Raw genomic sequence first — 16,307 nt, 5'->3', positions numbered from 1 at the left:
CAACCTGCTGTTGGCGAACCTGCGAGGTCTAACATGGCTCAAGATGCTGTTGTCGAGTTGCTCGCCGAGCTGGTGGCCATCGATACCACCAGCCACCTCTCCAACCTGCCCTTGATCACCTTTGTCGAGGACTACCTCTCTCGCCACGGGGTAGACGCGAAGCGGATCACCGATCACAGCGGTCACAAGGCCAACCTGTACGCCACCATCGGACCGTCGGATCTGCCGGGATTGATGCTGTCCGGGCATACCGATACGGTCCCTGTCACCGGTCAGGCATGGACCCTTGCCCCCTTCGCACTGACCGAGCAGGACGGGCGCCTGTACGGCCGCGGGACCACCGACATGAAGGGCTTTCTCGCCGCCGTGCTGGCGGCGGTCCCTGCCATGGTCAATGCCGACCTGGCGATGCCCTTTCACCTGGCGTTTTCCCACGACGAAGAGGTCGGCTGCCTGGGCGTGCGAACCCTGCTCGCCGACCTCGCCCACCAGCCAGTACGGCCTGCTGCATGCCTGGTGGGCGAACCCACTTCCATGCGCCTGGCCACCGCGCACAAGGGTAAGCTGGCGCTGCGCGTGCACCTGCACGGCAAGGCATGCCACTCGGGGCTCGCTCCACAAGGCGTCAACGCCATCCACGCCGCCGCCCACCTGGTCACCTGGCTGGAGGCGAAGGCCGCCACCAAGGCCTCGGAGGGACCTTTCGACACGCGCTTTTCGATTCCCTATACCACCCTCCAGGTAGGCACCATACAAGGGGGAACGGCCCTGAATATCGTGCCCCAGGACTGCCAGCTGGATCTCGAATTTCGCAACGTACCGGCGGACTCCACGGAAACCTTGCTCGGGGAACTCATGGAGGTGGTCACCTCGCTGGAAGCCAGAATGCAGCAGGGCCACCCCCAGGCCAGCATCCGCGTGGAGCCACTGAGTGACTATCCGGGCCTGTCCATGACCGATGACGACGCCCTGGTCGGCTTCATTCTCGATGTACTGGAAGACCGCCGCCTGGAGCCCATTGGCTACGGCACTGAGGGTGGCCTGTTTCAGCAGGAGCTGGGCATCCCGACCATCGTGTGCGGCCCCGGCAGCATGGCCCAGGGCCACCAACCCGATGAGTTTGTCACCCGTGAGCAGCTGGCTCACTGTGAAGCCTTCCTGGCGCGACTGATCCGCGCGATGCAAGACCCCCAGGTCCACGCCCGGCTGGCAACCTCCGGCTGAGCCGGCTCTTCTCTTCACACAGCCCCAGTCACATAGCCCCAGTCACACCGCCCCAGTCACACTGCCCCAGCACCCGCGCGAACGCAGGCGTCGATCCCGAGGCCAGCGCTGTGGGAAGATGGGGTTTTCTCAGCCATGACAACAGACCATGCGCCCCTTCACCCTCAAGCAATTGCGCTACTTCGTGGTGGCCGGCGAGCTATCGAGCGTCACCCAGGCGGCCAGGAAACTGCATGTATCCCAGCCGTCCATCTCCGCTGCCATCCATCAGATCGAAGAAGCCACCGGACTGCAGCTGTTTGTTCGGCACCACGCCCAGGGGCTGTCGTTGACCCCCACCGGCAGACAACTGCTGACTCGGGCGCGCCAACTCCTGCGTGACGCCGAGGGACTGGAAAAATTCGCCGCATCGCTAGGGGAAGAGGTCGGTGGCGAGCTTCGCCTGGTCGCATTCCCCACCTTTGCCCCGCTGTTCTTGCCACAGCTGCTGCGCCAGTTTGCGGATAGGCACCCTGCCGTCAGTCTTTATTGTGATGAGATGACTCAGGTCGACATCGTCAATGGCCTGCAGCAAGGCGACTATGAGTTGGCGTTCACCTACGACCTGGAGATCCCCGACGACATCGCCTTCATTCCCCTCTACCGCTTCCCTGCCTACGCGGTAGTGGCTGAGGATCACCCCTTGAGCGAGAAGGACCGCATTGGGCTGGCCGAATTGGCCACCTACCCGATGGTGCTGCTGGACTGGCCGCTGAGTCGCGAGTACTTCCTGTCGATATTTTCCCACCACCAGCTGCTGCCCCATGTCGCTCACCGTGCCAAATCCATGGACATGCTTCGTGGCCTGCTCGCCAATGGCTTCGGCTTTTCTCTGTTCAATACCCCCATGAGTGCCTTCAGCGCCGCCGACAACGCTCGCCTCAAGGCGTTGGCGCTGGAGGACGATGCACAACCTCTGACCATGGGCCTGGCCTGTCTGCGTGGCCTGAGACTCTCTCCCGCGGCAGACGCCATGCGGCAACTGGCGCAGGAGATCGACACTATCACTGATGTGTTCGGAGCAAGCAGCGCTGTCACGTCGCGCACCTGAAGTCATCAAGGGGTAGCGCCTACGTCCGCTGCCTGCGTTCGCTTCCAGGCCCCTTTCTCTGACGCCCTTTTGGATAGGAAAAACTGAAGCTGTCGTTAATTTAATAGTATTTTAATTGATCAACAGCCTGGGGATATGGTGCTTGTACAGCCGGGTAGCGGAGTTGCACGGCCAAGATAACAACACTCCGACCGAGGTACCTTCCCCATGACGGAACATGATCTTTCCTATTGGCGTGACCTGAGCGCAAAGCTTGTCCTGCCCCACGATGCGTTCATCGACGGCGCGGCCACCGCTGCCAGTGATGGCGCGACGCTGGTCACCTCCAACCCTGCCACCGGCCAACCCCTGACGGAGGTCGCGGCCTGTAGCGTCGACGATGTGGATCGGGCGGTCGCAGCCGCTCGCACAAGTTTCGAGTCAGGGGTCTGGTCACGCCTCGCCCCGGCACAGCGCAAGGCTACGCTGCAACGCCTGGCGGCGCTGATTCGGCAACACCGAGAGGAGTTGGCGCTGCTCGAAACGCTGGATACCGGCAAGCCCATCCGTGACGCCTATGAACTGGATATTCCAGGCGCAGCCGGGTGTTTCGAGTGGTACTCCGAAGCGACCGACAAGCTCTACGGTGAAGTCGCACCGACCGACGGTGACAACCTGGCGACCATTACTCGAGAGCCCATCGGTGTGGTGGCGGCGGTAATTCCCTGGAATTTTCCCCTCGATATCACCGCCTGGAAGCTGGCCCCAGCGCTGGCGGCGGGGAATAGCGTAATTCTCAAGCCGGCGGAGCAGTCTCCGTTGACCGCACTGCGCCTGGCACAACTGGCCAAGGAGGCAGGCTTTCCTGACGGCGTCATCAACGTGCTGCCCGGTCATGGTCATGTCACTGGACAGGCCCTTGGACTTCACCCTGACGTGGACTGCCTGACCTTTACCGGATCCACCGCTACCGGCAAACGCTTTCTCGACTACGCCTCCCGCTCCAACATGAAGCAGGTCTGGCTGGAGTGTGGCGGCAAGAGCCCCAACCTGATCTTTACCGACAGCGATATTGACGCTGCGGCGAGAGCCGCCGTGCAAGGCATCTACTTCAATCAAGGGGAAGTCTGCTCTGCCAATTCGAGGATTCTCGTCCAACGTGATATCAGGCCAGCCTTCGTCGACGCCTTCGTGGCCGCCGCCTCGCGGTTGGTGGTGGGGGATCCCCTGGACCCTGCGACAGATGTAGGAGCGCTGATCGACAGCGAGCACGCCGCCAAGGTCCGTGGCTATATTGCTCGCGGTATCGAAGAAGGTGCATCCCTCGCCATGGGCACCGCGCCCAGCGGAGACGAACAAGGCGCCTTCGTCGCTCCTACGCTGTTCGTCGATGTGGCTCCCAAGATGACCATCGCCCATGAGGAGATCTTCGGGCCCGTGGCTGCGCTGATCGACTTCACTGACGAAGACGAGGCCGTGGCCATCGCCAACGATTCCATCTACGGTCTGGCCGCCTCCGTCTGGACGACCGATCTATCCCGCGCCCACCGCGTCTCGCGCCGCCTGCGAGCAGGCACCGTCTCGGTCAACACCGTAGATGCCATCGACTTCACCACGCCCTTCGGCGGCTACAAGCAATCAGGGTTCGGGCGAGACCTGTCGCTGCATGCCCTGGACAAGTTCACCCAGCTGAAAACGACCTGGATTCGCCTGTAGCGAGTGTCTTGAGCAAAGGTCTAAAGCAGAGGCCTTGAGCCAGGGTCTTCGCTCCTTCCCATCCACCGCGGGAGGGCCCTGCGGCTTGCTGGGTGCTCGTCTCGGGCGGGCGCCTGCCGAACCATCCACGCTGCGCTCGCCAGCACTCGAATATCTATTCCGAACAAAGGCTTGAAGAACCCTTCTGAAAAACAGCTCCGAATCACAATGTCGAACAACAACAAGAGGATGTAGTGATGCAAACACACTCCCCCACCTCCCACCAGGCAGCGCCATCTGCCTCGGGCTCCTGCCGCAAGGCGCTGGGCCTGAAGTCGTTGATGGCGATCGCGGTGGGCCTGGTCGTCTCCCAGGGCGTCATGGTGATCATGCTCCAGGGCGTCGGCATTGCCGGGGCAGCGTTCCTGCTCCCCCTGGCCATCGCCTGGATACTGGCCATGTGCTACGCCGCCTCGTTCTCGGAACTGTCGCTGATGATTCCCCGAGCCGGTAGCCTCAGCACCTATACCGAGGTCGCGCTCGGTCACTTTCCCGCCATTCTGTCGGTGTTCTCGGGCTACGTGGTCGTCGCCATGTTCGCCCTGTCTGCAGAGCTATTACTGGTCGACTACCTGCTCGGTGTGCTCTACCCCGCCCTGGACAGCACCCACTTCATTGCCTTCGGCATTCTTGGCGCCTTTACCCTGCTCAACCTGATGGGTATCGATGTCTTTGCCAAGCTGCAGAACGTACTGGCCTTCGCCATGGTGGTGGCACTCACGCTGCTGGGCATCAGTGCGCTGTCCGGCGGCGTAGCCCCCCATGCCTTCAATGCCAGCCACATCCTTGCCGATCTTGACCTGGGCAGCGGCGCCTTCAGCCTCATGGCACTGGCGATCTGGGGCTACGTGGGGGTCGAGTTTGTCTGTCCGCTCGTGTCGGAAACGCGTGATCCGGTTCGTCATATCCCCCGCTCCATGTACCTGGGATTGACGGTTATCTTTGCGGTCTTCTCCCTCTACTGTCTCGGCGTCCTGTTCTACTTGCCGCAGGAAGCCCTGCTGGCGGCCGAACTTCCCCACTTGGAATATGCACGCGCTGTTTTCGGTGACGCCGGGCATCTTGTGCTTGCCGTCGCTGCTGTCACCGCCACCTGCAGCACCGTCAACACGTCCTTGGCGTCCATACCCCGTATGCTGCAAGGCATGGCGGAACAGGGCCAGGCCTTTCCCGCCCTTGGCTGGCTGACGACCTCCACCAGGGTTCCCTGGGTTGCGGTCCTGTTCATTGCAGCCGTCACGGGGCTACCTCTTCTGGTCTGGGGAAATGACCCTGGCACCGTCGGGCTACTGCTGACGGCGGCGGCGATTGCCTGGCTGATCGCCTACATCATCGCCCACGTCAATGTCATCGCCCTGCGCCGTCGCCACCCCGATGCACAGCGCCCCTACCGCACGCCCTTCTACCCCTTGCCTCAGCTCGTCGGCATTGCGGGCATGGTCTACGCGATCGTCTATGCATCACCTTCCCCCGACATGACCCAGCAGATCTTCACCAGCGCAGGGGTGGTACTCGGACTGGTCAGCCTTGTGGCCTTGGTCTGGATCAAGGTCGTGATGAAAAAACCCCTCTTCACGCCGGAACCGCTTGACCGAGTCATCAGCCGCTAGAAATAACACCAGAACAGGCCAGGAGTGGGGCCAATGCCCTGCCCGGATAGCATCATAAAGGAGAACGACAATGAACAGCTTTCAAGGCTCACCCTCCCTCGACAAGCAGGACATCTGGGAGAAGGATCGCGATCATTTCACCCACCCATGGACCGACTTTTCCACCTTCAAGGAAAACGGCTCCATGGTCTTTACCAAGGCCGATGGCGTCAGCATCGAAGATGCCGATGGGCGGCGCTATCTGGATGGCATTGGAGGACTATGGTGCGTCAATATCGGCTACGGCCGGGATGAAATCGCCGACGCGGTGGCCGATCAGATCCGCGCCATTCCTTACTTCTCGACCTTTGGCCACCACACCACGGCACCCGCCGCTCAGCTGGCGGCCAAGCTTGCCGAGCTCGCCCCCGGGGACCTCAACCACGTCTTCTATGGCTGCGGCGGATCGGTGGCCAACGATACCGCGGTAAGGATGATCCACTTCTATTTCAATCAGCTTGGCAAGACCAGCAAGAAACAGATCATCTCTCGTATCGATGGCTACCATGGCAGCACCTACATGGCGATGTCGATTACCGGCGTCAAGTTCGACCATATCGGCTTTGATATCGACGACACCCTGGTACATCACATCAGCTGTCCGAATCCTTACCGGCGCCCTGCGGGCCAAAACCTGGAGGACTTTTGCGACGACAAGGTCGCGGAACTGGAAAGCAAGATTCTCGAATTAGGGCCGGACAATGTCGCCGCCTTCTTCGCTGAGCCCATCATGGGCGCGGGCGGTGTCATTGTTCCCCCTGAGGGCTATCACCGCAGAACGCTGGAGGTGTGCCGCAAGTATGACGTCCTGTACGTCTCGGACGAAGTGGTCACCGCCTTCGGCCGTCTTGGCCACATGTTCGCCTCGGAGGACGAATTCGGTATCGTCCCGGACATCATTACCTGCGCCAAAGGGCTGACCTCGGGCTACCTGCCGCTAGGGGCCACGATCTTCTCCGACCGCATCTATGAGGTGATCAGCAAGCCCCAGGCGGACGGCGCCCTGTTCACCCACGGTTTCACCTATTCAGGCCACCCGGTGAGCTGTGCGGCAGGCCTCAAGAACCTGGAGATCATGGAGCGCGAAGGGCTGTGCGAGCACGTACAGGACGTGGGGGCCTACTTTGAACGCCGTATCCGCGAATTGTCAGACCTCCAGATTGTTGGCGATATCAGAGGCCGCAAGTTCATGATGTGTCTGGAAAACGTCGCGGACAAACAAACCAAGGCACTGATCGACCCCGAGGCCAAGATCGGTAATCGCATCGCCGATGAATGTCAGAAGCGAGGCCTGATCGTTCGGCCCTTGGCGCATATGAACATCCTGTCACCGACGTTGATCCTGACCCGAGAGCACGTCGACTTTGTCGCCACCACCCTGCGCGATAGCATCGAAGCCGCCACCGAGTCCCTCAAGGCCGACGGCTACCTGCCCCGCTAGTCCCGGCACCGGCAGATAGGCCCAGCATCGCCCCTCTCCGACGTTGATAGCAGCCCCCGTCAGAAAGCGCTATCGATAACCGAGAGGGGCGATGCTGGTCTAAACGAGTAGTGAGCCCGGTATAAGGACAGAGAAATGTGCCTTGTCCCTTTAACATCAGCTAATGAGCGCGACTTAGCTCACCGTTGAATCCAGCAATTGCCACAGGATGAAAGCTCATTCTCCGATCTCGACGAGAGGTGGCCTTTCTCGCATCTACGTACATCGCTCGCTCTATCAAGCTCATATAGCAGAGTAGAATTCGATACACTTAGCCATACTTCAGCAAATTGCGGACACCGCCTAGCTGCTTATACGCCGACAATACTAAGGGACTGACCTGTGCCGACATATGGAAACATTCTTCTTAGACAACATAGTGGCGAGGCATTTACCACGGCGACACGGGCCCCGCTAGGTTTTACCAATAGCCGTAATGAAGCATGGCTGCGCGACCTACTGGCTGCTCACCCGGACCTGTTACCGATTGAGGAAGTGGATCCTTCCTTCGGCCCACTGGTGTCGCTGTGCACCGAGCTCTCCACTGAAGCGGGCCCCGTGGATGCCGCCTTTATTAGCCCTTCTGGCCGGCTGACACTAGTCGAGTGCAAGCTATGGCGCAATCCGGAAGCACGGCGCAAGGTGATCGCTCAGATCCTCGACTACGCCAGGGCCGTGTCCCAGTGGAGCTACGCGGACCTGCAACGCCAAGTTGCAGCCGCCACAGGCCTTAAAGGCAATGTACCTTTCGAGGCCGCCCGGCGGCTCAAGCAGGACCTGGACGAGGCCGCCTTCGTCGACGCCGCCGCCCGAGCTCTGCGTGAGGGACGCTTCCTGCTGCTGATCGCCGGCGATGGAATCCGTGAGGGCGTCACCAGCATGGCCGAGCTGATCACTCGCAATGCTACACTCGGCTTCAGCTTCGGCCTGGTGGAGGTGGCTCTTTACGAGTTCGGCGACCAGGGCCTGGCGGTTCAGCCTCGTGTCGTCGCAAAGACAGAGACCATCGAGCGAACATTCATTTATGTCCAGAAAAGTGACAGCGGCGAGCTCCGTGATGCCATCGACGACAGCGAAACCGCTACAAGCGGTAATTCTGTTTCGGTAACTGAGGAGCGCGCTTGGTGGGACCCGCTAACACGCACACTCTTCGATGATCCCGAGCAGACACCCCCTGCCTACCGATACCCAAATCACGTCAGGGCGTCACTCCCCGTACAAGGCATCTGGCTCACCGCCTATCGCTCTATGGGAGACGGCATCTGCGGTGTGTTTTTGTCCGGCAAGAAAACGGAGCTTCCGCGGGTACTCGACCAACTAAACGAAGAACGCGAGCAGATCTTAGCCGAACTACCCGGAGGCACCATGGATCGCCTAAAGGGGGATCCCGAACGGCTTGGTTTTGCCAGCTATGCTCAGCTTGAAGATTTCACCAATGATGACGAATGCCGTACCTGGCTAGCACAGCAGCTCAACCACTTCGCAAACACCTTCCGACCTCGACTGAAAGTCATACTTCGATAATCAGGACCAGGGTTTAGCAACAGCAAGGCTCAAAATTGGGCGGCAGTTATCGCCACCCCAGTATCTGATAGCCGTTTCTTACCATGGACAAAAAACGGCTCGAACTACACATGACAAGGCGACTTCGAGATGTAAGTTCGATCGAGCTCAGCCTGCCTAGATGCGCCATATTTTCCGCTAAGTAACCACTGAACGTCGGCAGACTACCTATACTGGGCTGGACGGGTCTGGGCAGGGCTAACCGAACTACTGGCAGCTAGCCCTAAACAACATTCAGCTTGATCGCGCCCGTTGATGCCAGACAGAAGGAGCGAAAATGACCGTATGGGCAGGATAGCGGCGGATGTTCGTGCCGGACTAGAGGACCTGTCGTTTGTGACGACCTATCATCTGCTACAGATAGTGTGGGGAAAAGCAAGGGTGGCGGTAGGGTGCCAGGATCTAAGCCTTCACGACCTGCACCGCAGCTTTGCCGGCAGGCTGGCCCAGGCCGGAGGGAGCATGACCACGGTGGGGGATCTGCTAGGGCATCCCAGCCTGATCATTACCAGCCGCTACTTGCACATGTTCGATGTAGGTCTAAACGATATTGGCGCGCGCCTGCCGAGCTTGAGCGGGGCCTTCTGCGAGCACACACTAGAAAAAAGGAGGGTAAAAACGCAAACAGCCGCTCGTAAGCGACTGTTTTCTAAATGGTGCCGGTGGTCGGACTCGAACCGACACACTGTTTCCAGCGGCGGATTTTGAATCCGCTGCGTCTACCAATTCCGCCACACCGGCAACGGGCGCTGATTATACGTGGGTGACAGCGAACGTCAATTGCTTCAGCTACCTATGCGCGATTCAAGCGCGCATTCGTTGACCTCTGCGGGTGGTCCAGGTCCCTTGCAGCGCGTCCTGGCCTGTTTTTTCGCCCGTGCCGTCTGCTGGGTAGCGAGTGCACCGGACCGCGCGTATGGGCGGTGGGTGGGGCACGCATACAGGCCCAACGGCTTCGCCCTAGGTGACCATCCACGTGAACGGCTGCAACGAAGCCGCCTTGCTTTTGGACAAGCCCTGAGTGGACCAGCCCTGAGTGGACCAGCCCTGAGCTTGTCCAACAGCGACGTCTTGGCCAAAGATGGCTCGCCCCGGCGGCTTCGACCTTGGTAGACTGCCGCCGCCCTGCGTCAGGTTAACAATGCGTAAGTCTCCATCAACAACAGAACCGGCGCCGCTTGACCGCGCTGCTGATCCGTACCCCTGATCAGCCCCCTAGGCAGCGCTTCGCGAAGCATCTGTCGCGTCCTGCCGAGCGTATTTGAGGAGAAAGGAATCTGCCATGGCCGATACCCGCAACGATGCTGTTCCCCATCCGTCCGTCGCCAGCCGTATAGGCCTGGTGCTGGGCCCGCTGCTTCTGCTGCTCACGTTGATTCTGCCGCCTCCGGGCGATATGTCCCACGCTGCCTGGGGCTGTGTCGGCATGGCATTGCTCATGGCCAGCTGGTGGTCGACCGAGGCGATCCCCATTCCGGTGACATCACTGATTCCGCTGGTACTGGCACCGGCGCTGGGCATTGGTGGCATCAAGGATATCGCGGCTAGCTATGCCAATCCGATCATCTACCTCTTCTTGGGCGGCTTCCTGCTGGGCATCGCGATGCAGACCTGGAACCTGCACAAGCGCATCGCCCTGCATGTGCTCAAGGTGGTCGGCAGCGAGCCACGCCGCCAGATTGCCGGCTTCATGATCGCCACCGGCTTTCTCAGCATGTGGGTCTCCAATACCGCTACGGCCATCATGATGCTGCCGATCGGCATCTCGGTGCTCAGCCTGATGGAAGATTCCGATCCCAAGGAACTGCGGCGCTTTGCTACTGCGCTGCTGCTGGGCATCGCCTACTCCGCCAGCATCGGTGGCGTTGCAACGCTCATCGGAACGCCGCCCAACGCCCTGCTGGCCGGCTATCTGGCAGAAGACCGCGGCATCGACCTGGGCTTTGCACAGTGGATGCTGGTCGGCGTGCCGATCAGTGTGGTGATGATGGCTCTGGCCTGGTGGTGGCTGTCCCGCAAGGGCTTCGCGCTGAATATCGGCCAGGGAGACAGCGACAGTCTGATTCGTGATCAGCTCGCCGACATGGGCCCCATGAGCTCGGCCGAGCGCCGGGTGGGCCTGCTGTTTCTGGCCGCTGCCGCGCTGTGGATCGTTCGCCCGCTGCTCAATGACATGGGCGCGGACTGGCTGTCGGACACCACCATCGCCATCGTCGCCGGCATGGCCCTGTTCCTGATCCCGTCCAAGCGCCAGCCCGGCGAAACGCTGATGGTATGGGAAGATGCGGTGAAGCTCCCCTGGGGCATTCTGCTGCTGTTCGGCGGCGGCCTGGCGCTGGCCGGTGCCATCAGCAAGTCAGGACTTGCGGAGTGGATCGCCAACCAGCTGGCCATCCTCGGCGCCCTGCCTACGCTGGCGATCATCGGTGGCGTCGTACTGGTCATCATCTTCCTGACCGAGGTCACCTCCAATACCGCCACCGCAGCCGCGTTCCTGCCGCTTCTGGGCGCATTGGCCATGTCGCTGGACATTCCCGTCATGCTGATCACCGTGCCGGCCGCCATCGCCGCCAGCTGTGCCTTCATGATGCCTGTGGCGACGCCTCCCAATGCCATCGTGTTCGGTACCGGCCACATGCAGATTCAGTCAATGATTCGCGCCGGTTTTGCACTGAACCTGATCAGCACCGTACTGGTGACGCTGATGGCCTACGGCTTGATTCTGCTGCTCTGGTAACACAGAGATGATCACCGTTTCCTGACGTGGCGGTCAGGAAACGGTATCCTTGTGCGCCTTTGGCATTCGATCTTCCTGCCTGACGACTTGCGAACCTCCATCTTGTGAATCCCCATGCAGCGCGCTGACTTTCACTTCGAGCTCCCCGAGGAGCTGATCGCCCGTTACCCCTCCGACATCCGCAGCGACTGTCGGCTGCTTTGCGTCGATGGCGCCAGTGGCCAGCTTGACCATCGTCGCTTCCCCGACCTTGAGCAGTTGCTCGAGCCAGGGGACCTGCTGGTGTTCAACGATACCCGCGTTATCCCCGCGCGGCTGCACGGCCACAAGGCCAGCGGCGGCAAGGTCGAGATGCTGCTCGAACGCCCGCTGGATGCCCATCGCGGGCTGGTGCACCTGCGCTCCAGCAAGTCGCCGAAGCCGGGCACGGAATTGATCTTCGAAGGTGACATCAAGGCCGTGGTAGAGGGACGCCACGACGCTCTGTTTGAGCTGCGCTTCCTCGGTGATACGCCGATGATCGCGCTGCTGGAGCAGCATGGGCACATGCCGCTGCCACCCTACATCACTCGCGAGGACGAGCTGTCCGACCGGGAGCGCTATCAGACCGTCTACGCACGTCGCGACGGCGCTGTCGCGGCGCCGACCGCAGGCCTGCACTTCGACGAGCCACTGCTCGAGCGTCTCGCAAGCCGTGGCATCGAGTCGGCCTACGTGACCTTGCACGTCGGTGCCGGCACCTTCCAGCCGGTGCGCGTCGACAACATTCACGAACATCACATGCACAGCGAGTGGATCGACGTCGGTGACGAGACCTGTGCCAAGGTGCGCGCAGCCAAGGCAAGAGGCAACAAGGTGGTGGCGGTGGGCACCACCAGCGTTCGTTGCCTGGAAACCGCCAGCGCCTCGGGCGAGATTGCGCCGCTGTCAGGCGACACGGATATCTTCATCTACCCGGGTTATCAATGGCGTTGCGTCGATGCCCTGATCACCAACTTCCACCTGCCTGAATCGACCCTGCTGATGCTGGTGTCTTCCTTCGCTGGCTACGATACCGTCATGGCGGCCTATCGAGAGGCGGTCAAGCAAGGCTATGCCTTTTTCAGCTACGGCGACGCCATGCTGCTGACGCCGACACCCGCGGCACTGAAAGCACAAGACTGATACAGCACAACGGATACGGCAGAACCGCGTTAAGCCCCACAGGGGCACGGAGAGACCCATGCGAGAGCAATGTTTCATGCACTTCGACCACCTGGCCAGCGATGGCCGGGCACGCCGAGGCCGCATCACCTTTCCCCGTGGCTCCATCGAGACACCGGCCTTCATGCCGGTAGGCACGTATGGCACGGTCAAAGGCATGACCCCCTCTTCGGTGGAAGAGATCGGCGCCGAGATCATCCTTGGCAATACCTTTCACCTGTGGCTGCGCCCGGGTACCGAGGTCATCGAAGCCCACGGCGACCTGCATGACTTTGCCCAGTGGGACAAGCCGATCCTGACGGACTCCGGCGGCTTTCAGGTCTTCTCCCTGGGAGAAATGCGCAAGATCACAGAGCAAGGCGTGCACTTTCGCTCGCCGGTAGACGGTGCCAAGGTCTTCATGGGACCGGAAGAGTCGATGGCAGTGCAGCGCTCGCTAGGCTCTGACATCGTGATGATCTTCGATGAGTGCACGCCCTACCCGGCCACCCATGCCGAAGCCAAGGCCTCCATGGAGATGTCGCTGCGCTGGGCCCAGCGCTCCAAGGATGCTCACGGCGAGTCACCGTCGGCGCTGTTCGGCATCATCCAGGGCGGCATGTACCCGGACCTGCGTGAGGCGTCGCTGAAAGGCCTCAACGACATTGGTTTCGACGGCTATGCCATCGGCGGCCTGTCAGTGGGTGAGCCCAAGGAAGAGATGATCGAGGTCCTCGATTATCTGCCCGACTGGATGCCGGCAGACAAGCCGCGCTATCTGATGGGCGTCGGCAAGCCCGAAGACCTTGTCGAAGGCGTTCGCCGCGGGGTCGACATGTTCGACTGCGTGATGCCAACCCGCAATGCGCGCAATGGTCACCTGTTCACCAGCGAAGGCACAGTGAAGATCCGCAACGCCAAGCATCGCCATGACACTCGTCCGCTGGAAGACGACTGCGACTGCTACACCTGCCAGAACTTCTCACGGGCCTACCTGCATCACCTGGACCGTTGTGGAGAGATGCTCGGTTCGATGCTCAACACCATCCATAATCTGCGTCACTATCAGCGCCTCATGGCTGGTTTGCGCGGTGCTATCGAAGCGGGTACATTGGCTGACTTCGTGGAAGGGTTCTACGCCAGGCGTGGCCTGCCGGTTCCCCCCGCCCCGAATTGATACATCGGTCGGCAGTTGCCGGCCGCTTGCTCCTGCTTTTCCCACGACTTACGGAGACCGTCGTACATGTTGGACTTCTTCATCTCCCCGGCCCAGGCCCAGGATGCCGGCGCCGCTGCCGGTGGCGGCATCGCCCAGATTGTGATGCTGGTCGGCTTCGTGCTGATCTTCTACTTCCTGCTGTGGCGTCCCCAGGCCAAGCGGGCAAAGCAGCACAAGCAGCTGATCGGCGGCCTCTCCAAGGGTGACGAGATCGTCATCGGCGGCGGCCTGATGGGCCGCATCACCCGGGTCAGCGAAGACAGCGAATTCCTGGCCATGGAAATCAGCGAAGGCACCGAGGTCAGCGTTCAGAAGAATGCCGTGGCCGCCGTGCTGCCCAAGGGCACGCTCAAGTCCATCTGATTGGTGCTCGTCCCCACCCCGGATCCCATCCGGTCGGTGGGGATGCCCCATGCTGACGCGGGGCGAGCCGATCGGTCGGCTGTCGCGCGTTGGCGAGGCAGCCGCACCCGTCGCCTCGGAACCTTGCAGTCCCATCTTGTTTGATCCTGCGATGTTCCCTCATTTGTCAGCAACCTGAGGGCAGAGCCCCGATGCTCAATCGTTACCCTTTGTGGAAGTACCTGCTGATTCTAGTGGTGCTTCTCGTCGGCCTGGTCTACTCCCTTCCCAATCTGTTTCCTGAAGATCCCGCGGTACAGATCAGCAGTGATCGCGGTGACCTGAGCCTTTCCGAGTCTCAGCAGCGAAGCCTGGAGCAGGCGCTTGCCGACGCCGATATCGAGATCAAGCAGGTCGAGCAGGAGCCCAACAGCCTGCTGATTCGCCTGCGTGATGCCGAAGACCAGATTCCCGCCCGCGACCTGATCAGCCAAGAGCTCGGCGAAGATTTTGTGGTCGCCCTGAACCTGGCAGAGTCCACCCCGGATTGGCTCGCCTCGCTGGCAGCCTCCCCGATGACCCTGGGCCTCGACCTGCGAGGCGGCGTGCACTTCCTGCTCGAAGTCGACATGGATGCCGCGGTCAGCCAGCGGCTGGAAGTGAATGCCAGCGCGATGCGCGAAACCCTGCGTGACGAGCGCATTCGCTATCGCAATACCGAGATCGACGGTCGCACCATTTCGCTGGACTTCATGAACGCCGAAGACCGCGATGCTGCCGAGACGCTGATTCGTCAGGAATTCCCCAACCTGCAGTATCAGGATGTCGATCGCGAGCGCGGCGCCGCCCTGGCCATGACCCTGACCGATGCCGCCGTCGATGAAATCCAGGACTATGCGATCAATCAGAACCTGACCACGCTGCGCAACCGCGTCAATGAGCTGGGCGTGGCGGAGCCCCTGGTCCAGCGCCAGGGCCCAGATCGCATCGTGGTTGAGCTGCCTGGCGTCCAGGATACCGCCGCGGCCAAGCGCATCGTCGGCGCCACCGCCAACCTCGAGTTCCGCCTGGAGGCACGTACCGACACCCCCTCCAACGAAACCGAGGCACTGCCCTTCCGCAACGAACCGGCCCGCAGTGCAGACCTGATGCGTGACGTCATCATCACCGGCGACAGCGTCTCCAGCGCCAGCCGTGGTTTTGATGAAAACGGTCGCCCCCAGGTCAATATCAACCTGGACGGCACCGGCGGCACACTGATGAACCGCGCCACTCGCACCAATATCGGGCGCAACATGGCGGTGGTGTTCATCGAGCACAAGACCCGCGACCGCACGGTGATGGAAGATGGCGAGCGGGTCACCGTCCGCGACCCGTACACCGAGCGCGGTATCATCAGCCTGGCCACCATCCAGAGTGCCCTGGGCAACAGCTTCCGCATCACCGGGCTAGACAGCCCCACGGAAGCCGGGGAACTGGCCCTGCTGCTGCGCTCCGGCTCGCTGGCCGCCCCGATCTACTTCGCTCAGGAACGCACCATCGGGCCGAGCCTAGGCGCCGACAACATCGAACGCGGCATGCTGTCGGTCCAGATCGGTCTGTTGCTGGTCGTGCTGTTCATGCTGATTCGCTACAAGGTGTTCGGCATCATTGCCAACGTCGCCCTGGCGCTCAACCTGACCATGCTGGTGGCCGCCATGTCGATGCTCGGCGCCACTCTGACACTACCGGGTATCGCCGGTATCGTGTTGACCCTGGGTATGGCCGTCGATGCCAACGTGCTGATCTTCGAACGTATTCGCGAGGAACTGCGTAACGGACTGTCGGTCCAGCAAGCCATCCACGCCGGCTACGAGCGCGCGTTCAGCTCCATCGTCGACGCCAACATCACGACGCTGCTAGTGGCACTGATCCTGTTCTCCATTGGCACCGGGCCGGTCAAGGGCTTTGCCGTGACCCTGTCACTCGGCATCCTGACCTCGATGTTCACCGCACTGCTGGTCACCCGCGCCATGGTCAACCTGATCTACGGCGGCAAGGCGGTGAAGAAGCTATGGATCTAAGCCCATGTCCACTCGCACACAACG

At 61.2% G+C, this 16,307-nt stretch carries 11 protein-coding genes, 1 tRNA gene and 1 pseudogene; 12 read left to right on the top strand and 1 reads right to left on the bottom strand.

Translation table 11 applies throughout. From position 1 onward, the window contains the following. Nucleotides 1-33: 33 nt before the first annotated feature. From argE to KUW18_RS19950, 7 genes and pseudogenes are all read left to right on the top strand, one after another. Entirely contained in the window at nt 34-1,224 is a 1,191-nt protein-coding gene (gene argE, locus KUW18_RS07440) for an acetylornithine deacetylase (protein WP_222561108.1), read from the top strand. A gap of 148 nt (nt 1,225-1,372) precedes the next feature. After that, a complete protein-coding gene (locus KUW18_RS07435) occupies nt 1,373-2,314 on the top strand; it encodes a LysR family transcriptional regulator (RefSeq protein ID WP_222237723.1) in 942 nt (313 codons plus the stop codon). Between the two features lie 207 nt (nt 2,315-2,521). Next, nucleotides 2,522-4,009, top strand: a complete 1,488-nt coding sequence (locus KUW18_RS07430; protein ID WP_222561107.1) for an aldehyde dehydrogenase — start codon at nt 2,522-2,524, stop codon at nt 4,007-4,009. Nucleotides 4,010-4,245: 236 nt separating this feature from the next. Beyond that, the gene (locus KUW18_RS07425) at nt 4,246-5,658 is read left to right on the top strand and encodes an APC family permease (RefSeq protein ID WP_222561106.1); all 1,413 of its coding nucleotides are present in this window, start codon (nt 4,246-4,248) and stop codon (nt 5,656-5,658) included. A gap of 70 nt (nt 5,659-5,728) precedes the next feature. Then, on the top strand, nt 5,729-7,138 hold the full coding sequence (locus KUW18_RS07420; RefSeq protein WP_222561105.1) for an aminotransferase: 1,410 nt from the start codon (nt 5,729-5,731) through the stop codon (nt 7,136-7,138). Nucleotides 7,139-7,735: 597 nt separating this feature from the next. Next, a complete protein-coding gene (locus tag KUW18_RS07415) occupies nt 7,736-8,701 on the top strand; it encodes a hypothetical protein (RefSeq protein ID WP_222561104.1) in 966 nt (321 codons plus the stop codon). Between the two features lie 294 nt (nt 8,702-8,995). Next, a pseudogene (locus KUW18_RS19950) lies at nt 8,996-9,259 on the top strand (hypothetical protein); the annotation flags it as partial. Nucleotides 9,260-9,394: 135 nt separating this feature from the next. On the opposite strand, the gene KUW18_RS07405 reads toward KUW18_RS19950, so the two are convergent. Further along, a tRNA-Leu gene (locus KUW18_RS07405) sits at nt 9,395-9,481 on the bottom strand. A gap of 541 nt (nt 9,482-10,022) precedes the next feature. On the opposite strand from KUW18_RS07405, the gene KUW18_RS07400 reads away from it, so the two are divergent. The 5 genes from KUW18_RS07400 to secD all read left to right on the top strand — a co-directional run bounded on the left by KUW18_RS07400 (nt 10,023) and on the right by secD (nt 16,283). Further along, entirely contained in the window at nt 10,023-11,477 is a 1,455-nt protein-coding gene (locus KUW18_RS07400) for an SLC13 family permease (protein WP_222162600.1), read from the top strand. Between the two features lie 114 nt (nt 11,478-11,591). Next, nucleotides 11,592-12,641, top strand: a complete 1,050-nt coding sequence (gene queA, locus KUW18_RS07395; protein WP_222237729.1) for a tRNA preQ1(34) S-adenosylmethionine ribosyltransferase-isomerase QueA — start codon at nt 11,592-11,594, stop codon at nt 12,639-12,641. A gap of 58 nt (nt 12,642-12,699) precedes the next feature. Continuing rightward, nucleotides 12,700-13,836: a tRNA guanosine(34) transglycosylase Tgt gene (gene tgt, locus KUW18_RS07390; RefSeq protein ID WP_409995825.1), complete on the top strand. Its 1,137-nt coding sequence runs from the start codon at nt 12,700-12,702 to the stop codon at nt 13,834-13,836. 66 nt (nt 13,837-13,902) lie between these two features. After that, entirely contained in the window at nt 13,903-14,241 is a 339-nt protein-coding gene (yajC, locus tag KUW18_RS07385; RefSeq protein WP_206941545.1) for a preprotein translocase subunit YajC, read from the top strand. A gap of 191 nt (nt 14,242-14,432) precedes the next feature. After that, complete coding sequence (gene secD / locus KUW18_RS07380; RefSeq protein WP_206941547.1) at nt 14,433-16,283, top strand: protein translocase subunit SecD; 1,851 nt, start codon at nt 14,433-14,435, stop codon at nt 16,281-16,283. Nucleotides 16,284-16,307: the final 24 nt, after the last annotated feature.

Origin of the sequence: Halomonas sp. DP5Y7-2, assembly GCF_019802025.1 — a bacterium.
Lineage (GTDB): Bacteria > Pseudomonadota > Gammaproteobacteria > Pseudomonadales > Halomonadaceae > Halomonas > Halomonas litopenaei_A.
Note: the sequence above shows the minus strand (reverse complement) of the source record. Positions and strands in the feature narration are given on the sequence as shown.